The organism is Bacillus cereus (assembly GCF_002561295.1).
Classification (GTDB): domain Bacteria; phylum Bacillota; class Bacilli; order Bacillales; family Bacillaceae_G; genus Bacillus_A; species Bacillus_A cereus_S.
In genome coordinates this window covers 209,942-224,957 of sequence record NZ_NTUG01000009.1, presented here as the reverse complement: position 1 = coordinate 224,957, position 15,016 = coordinate 209,942, and the positions used below count along the sequence as shown (strand labels likewise).

Here is a 15,016-nt window from a genome sequence, read left to right as displayed (position 1 = left end):
TTTCATAATGTTTTAGATGAAAAAGAAAGAAAAAATCCAATCGCTATGTTAAACCAATATTTACGTGATAGCGAGCGTGAAGTAACAAAAATTGAAAAATTAATCGAGCGTCATAAAACATTAAAATCTAACTTCGCTCGTGAACTTGAGCAGGCTCGTTACTTCGTAAATAAGAGATCAAAGCAAGCGATCATCGCACAAGAAGCAGGGGAAATGCAATTGCATGAACGTGCTTTGGAAGAAGTCGCATATTACGAAGGGCAAGTATCCCGCTTAGAAGAGATGTATGCAGGTGTAGTGGAGCAAATCGATGAGTTAGAGCGCCGCCTTTCTGAAATGAAAAATAAGTTAAAAGAAATGAATGCAAAGCGCATGGAATTAATGGCTCGCGAAAATATGGCACATGCGAACCGTCGTATGAATACAGCTCTTCATAAAATGGATGAGAATAATCCGTTCTTACGATTTGAAGAAATTGAAGATCATATTCGTGATTTAGAGCTTCGTATGAATGAAGAACATGAACGTGATACATTTGATATGAAAATTGCGAAACTTGAGCGTGACATGAAAGAAAAGGATGAAGTATCTTTAACAAAATAGTTGTAGTACATCATAAAATGAATTTATGGTAATAGAGAAAAGGTATTGCGGAAAGCAATACCTTTTTTATTTACGGATAATAAGTTTCTCATATTAAAATTTAGTGGAAGGAATGGGATGTCTACTATCAATCTAATTTTTTGAGTGGAAGAGAGACGGAACATGGTAGTAAAAAGGATGTGTAAATAGGAATAGTTGTTACATGATATTCACTAATTCTACTAAGACTATAATCGGGATTAGAAAAAGCAAGCGTCTCAGTAGGAGTATAGTGCTAGAACATGTTACAATACAGCTAAGAACAAGCAATAAAGGAGAGTTTATTTACGTGAAGATTAAAGCAATTGAACCGACGCCAAGTCCAAATACAATGAAAGTTATCTTAAATGAAGTGTTACCATCAGGGGCACGTAATAACTATACAAACGAAAATACAGAACAAGCACCAGAGCAAGTACAACAAATTTTAAAAATTGAAGGGATTAAAGGTGTATATCATGTTGCGGACTTTTTAGCAGTAGAGAGAAATGCAAAGTATGACTGGAAAGTACTGTTGCAACAAGTTCGTGCTGTGTTTGGAGAAGAAGTAACTGAAGAAGAGGAGAGAGAGCAACTTTCACATTTTGGTGAAGTGAAAGTGTTCATTCAAATGTTCTTTACAATTCCGATGCAGGTGAAATTAACAGATGGAACAACGGAAGAACGAGTAGGTTTACCAGACCATTTTAAAGAAGCGATTATGAAAGTGCAAATGTCTGCGCCTAACGTTGTGAAAGAGCGCAAATGGGTAGAGCAAAGCACACGTTACGGCAACTTTGAAGAAATTGGAAAAGAAGTAGTGGAAGAAATTGTCGCTGCTTATCCAGAGGAACGCGTTGAAAAAACTGTAAAAGAATTATTAGATCAAGCAGGCGCTAAAGAAGTAACGATTACAAAGCGTGAACCATATAAAGTAACAGAGGAAATGATGGCAGATCCGGATTGGAAAAACCGCTATGCAGCGCTTGAGCAAATGGATCCTACAGAAGAAGATATTCCCGTATTGAAGAAAGCGCTAGAAGATGAGAAAGTATCGATTCGTCGTCTGGCAACAGCGTACTTAGGTATGGTAAAAGGTGAAGAAGTATTGCCATTACTTTATAAGGCTTTACTTGATCGATCTGTAAGTGTGCGCCGTACTGCGGGAGACTGTTTATCAGATGTAGGGGATCCAGCAGCGATGTTTGTTATGATTAAATCACTGAAAGATTCAAGTAAATTAGTACGCTGGCGTGCAGCAATGTTCTTATTTGAACTCGGTGATGAAAGTGCAATTCCAGCTCTGCGCGTTGCACAAGATGATCCAGAGTTTGAAGTGGCAATGCAGGCTCGATTAGCATTAGAACGTATTGAAGGCGGAGAAGAAGCGAAAGGATCTGTTTGGAAACAAATGACGGAGTCTCGCAAAGGAGAGTAATCCTATGATTGTTTTCTATGATAGCTGGTGTCCGATGTGCACAGCAGTGGCAGAGCGTACGAAGAATCTTGATAAAAAAGGTAAGATGAAGTTTGTCTCATTTCGTGATAAAGATGTCGTGGAGGAGTATCAACTTTCCGAAGAGATACAAGAAAAGATGGAACAAAGACTTTACATTTTAAAAAATGATAAATGGTATGACGGAATTGGTAGTATATATATATTAGCGAAAGCTGTGCCGTTATACTGGTTCGCGGTACCTTTTATTAAAGTATCTATTTTACTTGGATTTGGAAATAAAGTGTATGATTATATTGCCAATAATAGAAAACTCGTACCTGTTGGACACTGCCATGAAGGCGTTTGTGAAATTCCTTCAAAAAAATGAAAACATTGCTATCTTTCTTTTGCACCTATTATAAGAGCGTGATATGATGAATTTGGAATGAAAGTTGAAGGAGAGATTACAAGATGTCAAATGCATACGAAGAATATATGCGTCAAATGGTAATTCCAATGCGCCAAGAATTAGTGCGTGCTGGATTTGAAGAATTAACTACTGAAGAAGCTGTAACAGAATATATGGAAAATGCGACAGGTACAACATTAGTTGTTGTAAACTCTGTTTGCGGCTGTGCAGCTGGTTTAGCTCGTCCATCAGCTGGTCAAGCAGTTGTACGTTCTGAGAAACAACCTGACCACCTTGTAACTGTATTCGCAGGACAAGATAAAGACGCAACTGCAAAAATGCGTGAGTACTTCGGAGAGATTCCACCGTCTTCACCATCTATGGCAGTATTAAAAGGAAACGAAGTTGTTCACTTCATTCATCGTCATGAAATTGAAGGAGCAACAATGGAAGAGATTATTAATAACTTAGAACAGGCTTTTGAAAAGCATTGCTAAAAAGGGGGGAGTCATTCTCCCTTTTTTCTTTATATATGAGGTGAAACGATGATTGTAACAACAGCAGGGCGAACGAATGAGGAAATGACAACTTATGCAAAAGAGGTAGCGGAAGAATTACAATGTTCTTTTGTCGTACGGAATGATATATCTATATCTAATTTGCATAAACAGTTTGAACAAGATGTACTTGTCGTAGGGAAGAATCGGTTAGCAATTTATCCAAAAGGAACAGAAGAATCGTTCTTTTTCCACCCTAATTCTGCAATGTTTCGTGTGAAAAGATTAATGCGGGGAGAACATGATCCATTTGTACAAGCTGCAAAATTAGAAAAAGGAATGACTGTGTTAGATTGTACGCTTGGCATGGCATCAGATAGTATTGTAGCGAGCTATATTGTTGGAAAAGAGGGATCTGTAACAGGTCTTGAAGGAAATTGCTATATGGCTTATATAATGAATAAAGGTTTAAAGCAGTGGTGTGCGGGAATACCAGAAATTGATGAAGCAATGCGTAGAATTAGAGTGAAGGAAACCGAACATTTTGATTTTCTAAAGAACTGCGAAGACGATAGTTATGATGTTGTATATCTGGATCCAATGTTTGAAGAAACAATAATTGAATCTGATGGAATTCGAGGTTTAAAACACTTTGCTTTGTATAACAATATTACAGATGAGACGATTTATGAAGCAAAGCGTGTCGCGAGAAAGTGTGTCGTGTTAAAAGATCACTTTCGTAGTTCGCGATTTGAAAAACATAACTTTCATGTATGTAAAAGAAAAAGCGCAAAATTTCATTTTGGTGTAATTGAACCTTGCTAATTATTTGAAAAGATGTATAATAAGCAATAATCAATCATATAAAATGTCGTAGATGAAGAGAGTAGTCTGGTTCAGAAGTAAAGCGAGCTAGGGATGGTGAGAGCCTAGTACGGAGAAACGGATGAAGCGCACTTCGGAGACGCTGCTTGAAATGAATAGTAGAGTAAGCCGGGGCCCCCTGTCCTCGTTATAAAAGGGAAAGTGGTTCTTCGGAACAACAAGGGTGGTACCACGGGTGATAACTCGTCTCTTTTTTAGAGACGAGTTTTTTGTGTTTTAAAAAATAAGGAGGGAGTAACATGGAATATAAAGTTAAATTTGCAAAAAGTTTATTTGAAGTGATCGAATCAGAGTTATCATTGGAACAGATTACAGGTCTAATTGAAACTCCGAAGCAAGATGAATTTGGAGATGCAGCATTCCCTTGTTTTATGCTTGCAAAGCAATATAAAAAAGCACCAGCAATTATTGCGAAAGAAGTCGCTGAGAATTTAAATGATTCATTTTTTACAAAAGTGGAGGCAGTTGGTCCATATGTGAACGTATTTTTCAACCGTCATATCGTAAGTGATGACGTATTAAAAATGATTTTAGCTGAAAAAGAAGAATACGGACAGGGACATTTTGGGCAAGAAAAAACAGTAGTAATCGATTACTCTTCACCAAATATCGCGAAGCCGTTCTCCATGGGACATTTACGTTCAACGATGATTGGGAACTCTTTAAAACATATCGCTGAAAAGTGTGGATATGAGGTTGTAGGAATCAATTATATCGGTGATTGGGGAACACAGTTTGGAAAATTAATTACTGCATATAAAAAATGGGGAAATGAAGAGCTTGTAAAAGAAGATCCGATTCGTGAATTATTTAAGTTATATGTTCATTTCCACGAGGAAGTGAAAGAAAACCCAGAGCTAGAAGAAGAAGGGCGTGCATGGTTTAAGAAATTAGAAGATGGTGATGAAGAAGCGGTCTTTTTATGGAATTGGTTCCGTCATGAATCTTTAAAAGAGTTCTCTCGCATTTATGAACTTCTTGGTGTTGAATTTACGAACTTCCAAGGAGAGGCTTTCTATAATGATAAGATGGATGATTTTGTTGAGATTTTAGAAGAAAAAGGGTTATTAGAAGAATCAGATGGAGCACAAGTTGTCAATTTAGAAAAAGAAGATATGCCGCCATGTTTAATTAAAAAGTCAGATGGAGCAACGCTTTATGCAACCCGCGATTTAACAGCCGCACTCTATCGTCAAAACACATATGAATTTGATAAAGCACTGTATGTAGTAGGGGCAGAACAAAGCTTGCACTTTACACAATTTTTCACGGTATTAAAGAAACTTGGTTATAATTGGGTAGATGGGATGGCTCATGTACCATTTGGACTCATTTTAAAAGATGGTAAAAAGATGTCCACACGTAAGGGGAAAGTAGTATTACTTGAGGAAGTATTAGAAGAAGCGATTATGCTTGCAAAGCAGAACATTGAAGAGAAAAATCCAGACTTAAAGCAAAAAGAGGAAGTGGCTAAGCAAGTCGGTGTTGGGGCAGTTATTTTCCATGATTTGAAAAATGAGCGTATGCACAATATTGAGTTTTCTTTAGAAAAGATGCTGAAATTCGAAGGGGAGACAGGACCGTATGTTCAATACACGCATGCACGTGCTTGCTCTATTTTACGAAAAGAAAATGTTGAATTTGAAACAGAATCGTTCGCGCTAAATGATGATCATAGTTGGAGTACGATAAAATTATTAAATAGATTCCCTAAGGTCATTGAAACAGCCTTTTCTAAAAATGAACCTTCACATATTGCGAAGTATTTGTTAGATGTCGCACAAGCATTTAATAAATATTATGGAAATGTTCGTATTTTAGAAAATAATGAAGAGAAGGAAAGTAGACTTGCACTTGTTTATGCAGTAATAGTGGTATTAAAAGAAGGATTGCGCTTGCTTGGAATGGGTGCTCCAGAAGAAATGTAAGCAAAACAATTTTATAATATGAAGATGTTAAAGGATACTATGGTTTCATAGTATCCTTTTTCTTTTACGAACTGATAGAATAAGGAGTATATCATGTATATGCAGGAAATAAAGAAAGCTCAGAGAAGAAATACTTGATCAATGTTAGAAGTCTTATTTTTTAGTTTGATAGTATTTCTAAAAGTAAATATGTCAAAATCGTGTACGAATGAAAATAGATTCGATATTAATTTTGAAAACCTTGCTTAAATCACCTATCTCCTATGGAAAAACAGAGATAGTCTTGTTATGATAACAGGGCATAGTCCTTTTTTGTAACTAAAATAGATAGAATTGTGGGAAAAGTGCAAGAAAAGGACAAACACAAGGGAGGAACAACATGAAGCGTGTTGCTTGGTTTACTGATAGTACAACTGCAAACTTTACAACAGGTGCAGATAATTTTGTTATACCGATTGAAATTGTTATTAATGGTACAGCCTATAAAGACTGTGAAGAAGGTGTTCGTGAACGTGTTTACGATGCGTTAAAAGAAGGTGTAACAGTAACGACGTCACAACCAAATTTAGGAGAAATGGTTGCTCTTTTCTCGAAATGTAAAGAAGAATATGAAGCAGGATTTGCTATCACAATTAGTGGAAGAGTAAGTGGTACTTACCAAAATATGAAACTTGCTGCAGAAATGGCAGGATTTCCTCTAGTTGTAATAGATAGTGAAACAACGAGTTATCCAATGGATGAAATTTTAACAAAAGCGCAAACGTTATACCGTGAAGGTATGACTTTACAAGATATAGAAAAGACAATACAACATGTGGAACGTAGTCCTTACTATGTATTTCCGAAGGATTTGAAAGGTCTATATGCAAGTGGACGTGTGAAGGGCGTACAATTTATACTAGGTAGTTTACTAAGTATAAACCTAATTTTAGAAGTGAAGAATGGCGAACTTGTGCTTGAGAAGAAAGTTCGCAAAATACAAAAATGTAAAGAATATATGCGAAGCGAACTTGAAAAAGAACTGCCGGAAGTAGTACATGTTTTCCATGCGAATGATGAAGAAGGGGCAGAAGAATGGATTGCTGATTTCAGAGCAATATTTCCTGAAATGAAGTTTTTAATTTACCCACTTCCTATATCCTTTGCTGTTCATGCAGGTGCTGGAACAATTGCGATTAGCTTTTCGAAAGGAAAAAACCGTGAATAATTCACGGTTTTTTTATGTAGATAAGATATAAAAAAACTTATAAAATTAAACTAAATACATGCAAAAATATAATGCATAATGTGTATGATTGAATACAGGATATAAGCTATGTAAAATCGAAGCAAGCAAATAGGTGTATAAAAATAATTATTCGAGGTGAATGCATGTTAGAATTTAGGCGATTAGAAGCATGTTTGAAAGAGAAGCGGTTTGTAGATGGATTGCAAGAAATACATCAAGAAATTGCACATATACGAGAAATAAATACGCTATCTTATGTAAAAAAGTGGCTCTCTTCGATTTCATCCACTGAGGAATTTGATACAATAATCCGTCTTACAGATGAAGGGCTTATGCACCAATATAGTGCCTTTTTAATCCGCTATTCATATAAAAAATTTCCAAATATGAGAACGCTCTCTTTATATTGTGATGAGCTAATAGATGACCGAAAAGTACTTGATGCTGAAAAATTATTAAAGGACGCCTTGGAAGATATAAAGGTAGATCAAATAGATTCTAATATTTTATCTAAAGCATATTTTACATTGGTAAGGTGCCTAGTAGAAATGAAACGAAATGAAGAAGCACTCCAATATATGAAAAAAGCTGAGAGTTATAGTACACGTCCAGTTTTTGATAAATGGGGCTATTTTTATATACAAACAGGAGAATGGGAGAAAGCAGAGAACTCGCTTTTAGCTGGAATGGATCATAAGGAAAACGAAGAATTAGCAATCTATCTATTATCACAGCTGTATGCATATAAAGGCGAGCAGAAACGAGCGTTACAACTAATTGACGACGCGATAGATCAGTTTCCGCAAGTACCGTATTTTTATTTTGAGAAGGTGAAACATTTATTAGATTTACAGCGTTATGAGGAAATGCTAACTATAATAGATAAGGTCAATCGGATATTGCCGTATCATTCGTATAAAGTATATTTTACACATTTACGTGCAGAAGCGTTGTATAAAATGAATAAGATTCAGGATTTATCTGTTCTACTAAAAACAGAAATAAGTTTAAAGGAGTCGTTATATCATAATATAGAAAAATGCCCGACAGGAAAAAAGGTACGATTACCAATAGTACCAATTGTACAAAAGGATAATTATTGTGTTCCAGCAAGCTTGGAGATGATGCTCCGTATATGGGGGGAAAGTCGTACACAAGATGAGGTCGCAAATCATATATTCGATGTAACAGGATCAAAGTTTTCAGATACGGTTGTTTATTTGGAAAAACTAGGTTATGTTTGCCGTTATTTTAAAGGAACTGAAAAGAACTACAAAGCATTACTGGATCAAAACATTCCAGTTTTATTAAGTATAGATATTGAACATGCATCCCACGTTCAAGTTCTTTCTGGATATGATGATCAGTTACAAGCTTTTTTTGTTCAAGATCCTAACTTTTTGGAACCACTTTTTATTGAATATGAGAAGCTACAAGAAAGATATCGTTACACCGATGGCCTATCTATTGTATTTGTTCCTAAGGAGGAAAAGGAACAATTGTCATTTTTAGTAGAAGAGGAAGATGTATATTTCCGCAAGCTATTCTCTTTGACGGATCATTTAGAAGAACAGGATAAACAAGGGATTGAAGAACTAGTATCTTTTTTACAAGAGACAAGCGAAAATCCGTACACGTGGTTATATACAATTAAACATATGGATGTTGAAGTAAATCAGGAGTTTATTCTTTTTTGTGCTGAAAGGTTAATAAAGAAATATCCAGATTCAGACTTTGTTAAGCTTCATAGTGCACAATGCTTTATCCGTATACAAGATATGGAGCGAGCTAGTGATGTCTTACAAAGTGTCGAGAAAAAGAATAATCAAGCATTGTATCACTTTATACATGGACGCTATTCTTTAGAGAAAGAGGAGTATGAGGAGGCAATTTCTAGCTTTCGTTCATCATTACAATTAGATGCTGACCAACCAATCGCATGGAGTTTTCTAGCATTATCATATATGTATATCGATCAGTCTGAACAGGGCTTGAAAATGTCACAAATTGCAATTCAGCGTCACCCGGATAGATTTGTTTTTGTAAATCATGGTTTGATTTTAATGGATTTAGAGCGTTATGAGGAAGCATATGAAGTGTTTAATGATTTACTAAAAGAATATAAGTATGAAGCGCATATATGGTATGAAAGAGCCAAATGTGCACATCAAATGGGAAAATTATATTTAGCTATTAAAGGACTTCAAATTGCAATTCAATTAGATAAAGAAGCTCCATATTCATACGTGAAACTATCAGAAATATATGAATCGGATGTGGAAGATAGGAAGAGTGCAGAAGAAGTTCTATTGCAGGGGATCGAAAATTGTGAAGAATCATCGTCATTATATGTTCGATTAGGAGATTTACACTTTCAACATGATGAATTTGAAGAAGCTGAAAAAATATATAAACGTGCTTTAGAAAAAAATAATAGAGACGTTTATTCTCACTTTGGTTTGATTCAAATCTATATGGCAAAAGAACAGTATGGTGATGCAAAGCATTATATTTTAAATATGGAAAAACAATTTGAACAACATGATGAGTTTCTAATGAATGCAGGAATGGTACTATGGGACGCTGAAATTGAATTAGGGGCTAATGAAGAACAATTAAAGATAGCGTTGTCGAAGTTAGAAGATGGTATTCGCTGCTTGAAAAATAATATAGCGAGTATGTTAGAAGAGTATGTAAATAGAATTGAAGGAACGACGTTTGTACAACGTGGAATTGCATTTTTAAGAAAGCTAGGAAAGGAAAGACCAGATGTAATCGAGTATGGCTGTTATGCTGGTATTTTATATGAATCTATCGGACAGTATGATCAAGCGATAAAACGATACAATCAAGCAATAAAGCGCAGAACGAGTGCGCTTCCGTATTGTCGCATTGGTGAATCTCTTATGGTATTAGGGGAATTAGAGTCGGCAAAAAAAGCCTATGAAACTTGCTTAGAAATAGATGAAAACTTTATAGGGGTACATTTGAAGTTAGCGGAAATATATGAAATAGAAGAAAATCGCTTGAAAGAACAATATCATATGCTTCAAGCAATGTTGCAAGACCCAGTCATCGTCAATATGGAGTATGTGGCAGAGCTTTCGGTAGAAAATAATCTTCATAAAGAGCTTTTATCTGAGTTAGAAAAATTAGCTGGAAAAGTAAATGAAATGTGGCGTTTAGATGCTCTTGCATATGTATATGGGGTCATGAAAGAGAGAGAGAAAGAACAAAAATTAGTGGGAGAAGCTTTACAAATGGATGAGGAACATGTAGAAGTACGATATCACTATGCAAAAGTACTTGTTAGAAAAAGGGATTCAGAAGCGATTCCATTTGTTACAAGTTTAATAAGACAAGATATTGAAAATGAGCGTGTATTTGAAGTGTATGTTCAAGCGATAGAACAGCAGCAGAAAGTATCTCAAATACGAGATTCTCTCCATTTGTTGCCCGTTAAGAAAAAAGAAAGAAGTACTGCATTTATGTACGCTGCCTCTGCACTTGCTGAGAGGCTAACTGCGAAACAACAAAATGAAGAACTGAAGAAATCAATCTTTACAAGAGCATTTTATCGAATGAAAAACCGTGCGAAAGAGATCTCACGTATTACAACTGTTATTGATTTATTTGAAATTTCCTTAAGATTAAATCCTAAAAATAGTATGGCAGCACAGCGTTTAGCGATGTTTTATGAAAATGGAAATATGATTACAGAAGCGATCGATGTATTACAAACTTCATTAGAAAGCATTTGGGATGTTAATACGGCAAGACAACTTGTAAAAATTCTCATTGAACACGGTGATGAAGATGAAGAGATGTTAAGAGGTGCTCTTGAATTCATCAAACAGATGGTTAGAGAAGAGCCAAATGATTATAACACTCTGTTATTACATTCCAATGTTTTGTTCATGTTAGGGGAAGAGAAACAGGCAGAAAAAATCTGTTTACAATTAATTGAAAGAATGCCTTTTGTGAGTCGTGCATTCCTTGCTTTAGTGGAAATCTATCAAAGTGAAGCAAGATTTGAAGATGCTATTTCAATGTTAGAAGAGGGAGTCTTGCATCATCCCAAAAATCATGCGATGTTTCTCGCATTAGCAGCGTCTTATCACCAGATTGGAAAAACAGAAAAGGCAGAAGAGCTAACAAATTATATATTATCTTTCGATTCTTCGGATTTGTTAGTTCGATACAATAGAGCATGCTATTTAGCTGTTTTAAAGAGAAATGATGAGGCGAAAGTAGAACTTGAAACAGTTCTTCATGAAGATGAAACTGGATTTTTTGCAAAACTTGCGGAAGATGATGAAGATTTAGTGGAAGTATGGGAAACGATAAAGTAATAGAAATTTTTCATGATGTATACGATTCGAAATTTAGGGTGAAAATGAAAATATATTTTTGAATTGATTGACAATTATCTGTTTTATGGAATAAAATAGCTGTTAATAAAAGTATACAAATCTGAAGACGAGAAAGAGTAAAATATTGTACTGTTCCCCAGAGAGTCGGCGTTATGCTGAAAGCCGATGTACAGACTTTATTTGAAAATCATCTCCGAGGATCCGTGGCTGAATAAAGTAAGCTCGGACGGATGTCTACCGTTACAAAGATCGCGTATGTTAGTACGTTGCTAAGTGCTATTGGTGAAGATGCTAATAGAATTAGGGTGGTAACGCGGGTAAACCCGTCCCTATTTATAGGGACGGGTTTTTTGTGTGCTTTTACAAAATTTCAAAGGAGTGATTGTAAATGGAGAAGGTAGATGTAAAAGAATCAGCTGTAGGGAGAGAAACACGTATTCGCAAACAGTGGAACGAGCAGCATATCTTTGAGCAATCCATTCGAAATCGTGAAGGTGCACAATCTTTCGTTTTTTATGAAGGGCCACCAACTGCAAATGGATTGCCGCATGTGGGACATGCGCTTGGACGGACAATTAAAGATTTAGTCGCAAGATATAAAACAATGACTGGATATAAAGTACTCCGAAAAGCTGGCTGGGACACACATGGATTACCGGTAGAATTAGGAGTTGAAAAACAGCTTGGTATCTCTGGTAAACATGAGATTGAAGAATACGGAATTGAACCATTTATTCAAAAATGTAAGGAAAGTGTATTTACGTATGAGAAGCAGTGGCGTGAATTTACTGAGAGTATCGGATATTGGGTCGATATGGATAACCCATACGTCACATTGCAAAACCCTTACATCGAAAGTGTATGGCATATTCTTGGGACGATTCATGAAAAAGGCTTGTTATATAAAGGTCATCGAGTTTCGCCATACTGTCCAAGTTGCCAAACATCACTTAGTTCACATGAAGTGGCGCAAGGATATAAAACAGTAAAAGATTTAAGTGCGACTGTGAAATTTAAGGTGCAGAATAGTGAAAATGAATATTTACTTGGCTGGACAACAACACCGTGGACATTACCTGCAAATGTAGCACTTGCTGTACATCCAGATATGGAATATGTGAAAGCAGAGAAAGATGAAAAGGTTTATATTGTCGCAAAAGAGCGTGCAAATGATGTGTTAAAAGATGGATATCAAGTATTATCTACTCATAAAGGAGAAGAACTAGTAGGTCTTTCCTATAAACCTCTATTTCCAATGAAGGAAGTTACAAATGGATACCGTGTTATTTCGGCGGATTTTGTTACAGGAGATAGCGGAACGGGACTCGTTCATATCGCGCCAGCTTATGGGGAAGATGATTATAAAGTTGTACAGAATCAAGGGTTATCGTTTCTTCATGTTGTAGATGAGCAAGGGAAGTATACGGAAGCTGTTCCATTTTTACAAGGGAAGTTTGTGAAAGAATGTGATGTTGATATTGTTCGTTATTTAGCCGGAGAAGGATTACTATATCATAAAGAGAAATATGAACATAGTTATCCGCATTGCTGGCGCTGTGATTCACCGCTTCTGTATTATGCTGGGGAAAGCTGGTTTATTCGAACAACTGAAATCAAGGAGACCTTTTTGAAAAATAATGATGAAGTCACATGGTATCCAGATCATATGAAACACGGAAGATTTGGAAAGTTTTTAGAGAATATGGTGGACTGGAATATTAGCCGAAAACGCTACTGGGGAACACCGTTAAATGTATGGGAATGTGAAAGCTGTGATCATCAATTTGCACCGAAGAGTATTGAGGGATTAAGAAAACATAGCGTGGGGCGGGTAGCAGAAAATTTAGAGCTTCATAAACCGTATGTAGATGAAGTGAAGGTATGCTGTGAAAAATGCGGCAGCTCGATGAATCGTACGCCTGAAGTAATCGATGTTTGGTTTGATAGCGGTTCGATGCCATTTGCACAATATCATTATCCTTTTGAAAATAAAGAGCTTTTTGAGGAGCAATTTCCAGCAGATGTAATCGCAGAGGGTGTTGATCAAACGCGTGGTTGGTTTTATAGCTTATTAGCAGTATCTGCTTTATATACTGGAAAAGTGCCTTACAAGCGTGTATTATCTCTTGGGCATGTGCTAGATGAACAAGGACAGAAAATGTCTAAAAGTAAAGGGAATGCACTAGATCCAGTAGAGTTAGTTGAAAAGTTTGGTGCAGATGCACTAAGGTGGGCTCTTCTTGTTGACAGTGCACCGTGGAATGCAAAACGTTTCTCGGAAAGAACAGTACAAGAGGCAAAGTCAAAACTTGTAGATACGCTTGTGAACGTATACAGCTTTTATGTTTTGTACGCAAATCTAGATGGATACGATCCGAAAGGGAAGTACGAGGTTAAGAGAACAAAACTAGATGAGTGGGTACTATCACGTCTTCATAGTACAACGAAAAAAGTAAGAACCGCATTAGAAGATTATCAATTTACAAATGCAGCTCGTGAAATTGCGGCGCTTGTAGATGAACTGAGTAACTGGTATGTGAGACGTTCTCGCAATCGTTTTTGGGAGTCTGGCATGAATCCTGAAAAAGCAGCGGCATATGAAACACTTCATGAAGTCCTTGTTACAGTTAGTAAGTTACTTGCTCCGTTTACACCATTTGTAGCAGAAGATATTCATCTTAATTTAGAAGGAAGTAGTGTTCATGTAGCGGATTATCCAGAGGCAAAGGAAGCATGTATTCAAACAAAGCTAGAACAAGAAATGGATGCCGTTTTACAAGTAGTTGAGCTTGGACGTAGCAACCGAAATCAACATGCATTAAAAGTAAAACAGCCATTAGCAGAACTTGTACTACTCGATCATCATGAGCAGAAAGTAGATTGGGAATCTTATCGTGATATTGTAATGGATGAACTGAATGTAAAATCATTTCATGTAGAATTAGATGAAACAAAATATACATCGTACCAATTAAAGCTTGATTTTAAGACGGCAGGACCGAAGTTTGGGAAGAACGTCAATGCTGTAAATCAATGGCTGAAACAATTATCACAAGAAGAAGTACAAGGGTTTATGGGGGCTGAAAAAGCAGTGTGCAAGCTTGAATCTGGGGAAGAAGTAGAAGTTACCGTAACACTTGAAGATGTATTAGTAGAAAAGGTACCAAAAGCAGGGTTTTCTAATGCTTCAAATGGACAATACACCGTAATGTTAGATACGAATGTGACAGATGAATTGTTACAAGAAGGAATGGCACGTGAGTTTATTCGAGCCGTTCAAGAATATCGAAAACAATTAAATTTACCAGTTAATTTGCGAGTAGATGTTATTTTAGATACAGAGGATGAATTACAAAACACGCTAACAAAGCATAAAGATTTATTAGAAGAAAATTTATTAGTAAAACAATTTACGTTTCAAGCATTATCACAAGAAGATGATGAAATTTCTTTAGGTGAGAAAAAGGTTCGAATCAAATTAAGTCCAGCTAGCTAAATTGCAAAAATAAAATCCTGTATGAATCATGCAGGATTTTGTTTTTTGTCTGCAAAAGAGACAGACTATTATCTGTTTGTGGTTGAAAATGATAGAGAAACACGACTTATATAAAAATAGTTCTTTTTGTTTAGAACACAT

9 protein-coding genes and 2 other annotated features are annotated in these 15,016 nt (G+C 36.0%); all 9 genes read left to right on the top strand.

The genetic code is table 11. The features are described 5' to 3' along the window. On the top strand, positions 1 to 603 hold a 603-nt coding region (locus CN373_RS08275; RefSeq protein WP_098359068.1), incomplete at its 5' end, for a PspA/IM30 family protein. 328 nt (positions 604 to 931) lie between these two features. After that, positions 932 to 2,059: a conserved virulence factor C family protein gene (locus tag CN373_RS08270; protein WP_098359067.1), complete on the top strand. Its 1,128-nt coding sequence runs from the start codon at positions 932 to 934 to the stop codon at positions 2,057 to 2,059. A 4-nt stretch (positions 2,060 to 2,063) separates the two neighbouring features. Then, positions 2,064 to 2,447 carry a thiol-disulfide oxidoreductase DCC family protein gene (locus CN373_RS08265; protein WP_098359066.1) on the top strand — a complete coding sequence of 128 codons (384 nt, stop codon included), beginning with the start codon at positions 2,064 to 2,066 and terminating at the stop codon, positions 2,445 to 2,447. Positions 2,448 to 2,530: 83 nt separating this feature from the next. Then, positions 2,531 to 2,965, top strand: a complete 435-nt coding sequence (locus CN373_RS08260; RefSeq protein WP_000063700.1) for a BrxA/BrxB family bacilliredoxin — start codon at positions 2,531 to 2,533, stop codon at positions 2,963 to 2,965. A 48-nt stretch (positions 2,966 to 3,013) separates the two neighbouring features. Further along, positions 3,014 to 3,790 (top strand): class I SAM-dependent methyltransferase, encoded by a 777-nt coding sequence (locus CN373_RS08255; protein WP_098359065.1) that lies wholly within the window; start codon positions 3,014 to 3,016, stop codon positions 3,788 to 3,790. Between the two features lie 40 nt (positions 3,791 to 3,830). After that, positions 3,831 to 4,044 (top strand) — a binding site (T-box leader). Positions 4,045 to 4,089: 45 nt separating this feature from the next. Then, positions 4,090 to 5,778 (top strand): arginine--tRNA ligase, encoded by a 1,689-nt coding sequence (argS, locus tag CN373_RS08250; protein ID WP_000456041.1) that lies wholly within the window; start codon positions 4,090 to 4,092, stop codon positions 5,776 to 5,778. A 379-nt stretch (positions 5,779 to 6,157) separates the two neighbouring features. Further along, complete coding sequence (locus CN373_RS08245; RefSeq protein WP_098359064.1) at positions 6,158 to 6,985, top strand: DegV family protein; 828 nt, start codon at positions 6,158 to 6,160, stop codon at positions 6,983 to 6,985. A gap of 164 nt (positions 6,986 to 7,149) precedes the next feature. Next, positions 7,150 to 11,358 carry a bacteriocin-processing peptidase family protein gene (locus CN373_RS08240; protein WP_098359063.1) on the top strand — a complete coding sequence of 1,403 codons (4,209 nt, stop codon included), beginning with the start codon at positions 7,150 to 7,152 and terminating at the stop codon, positions 11,356 to 11,358. 115 nt (positions 11,359 to 11,473) lie between these two features. Continuing rightward, positions 11,474 to 11,713 (top strand) — a binding site (T-box leader). 54 nt (positions 11,714 to 11,767) lie between these two features. Continuing rightward, positions 11,768 to 14,875, top strand: a complete 3,108-nt coding sequence (ileS, locus tag CN373_RS08235) for an isoleucine--tRNA ligase (RefSeq protein WP_098359062.1) — start codon at positions 11,768 to 11,770, stop codon at positions 14,873 to 14,875. Positions 14,876 to 15,016: the final 141 nt, after the last annotated feature.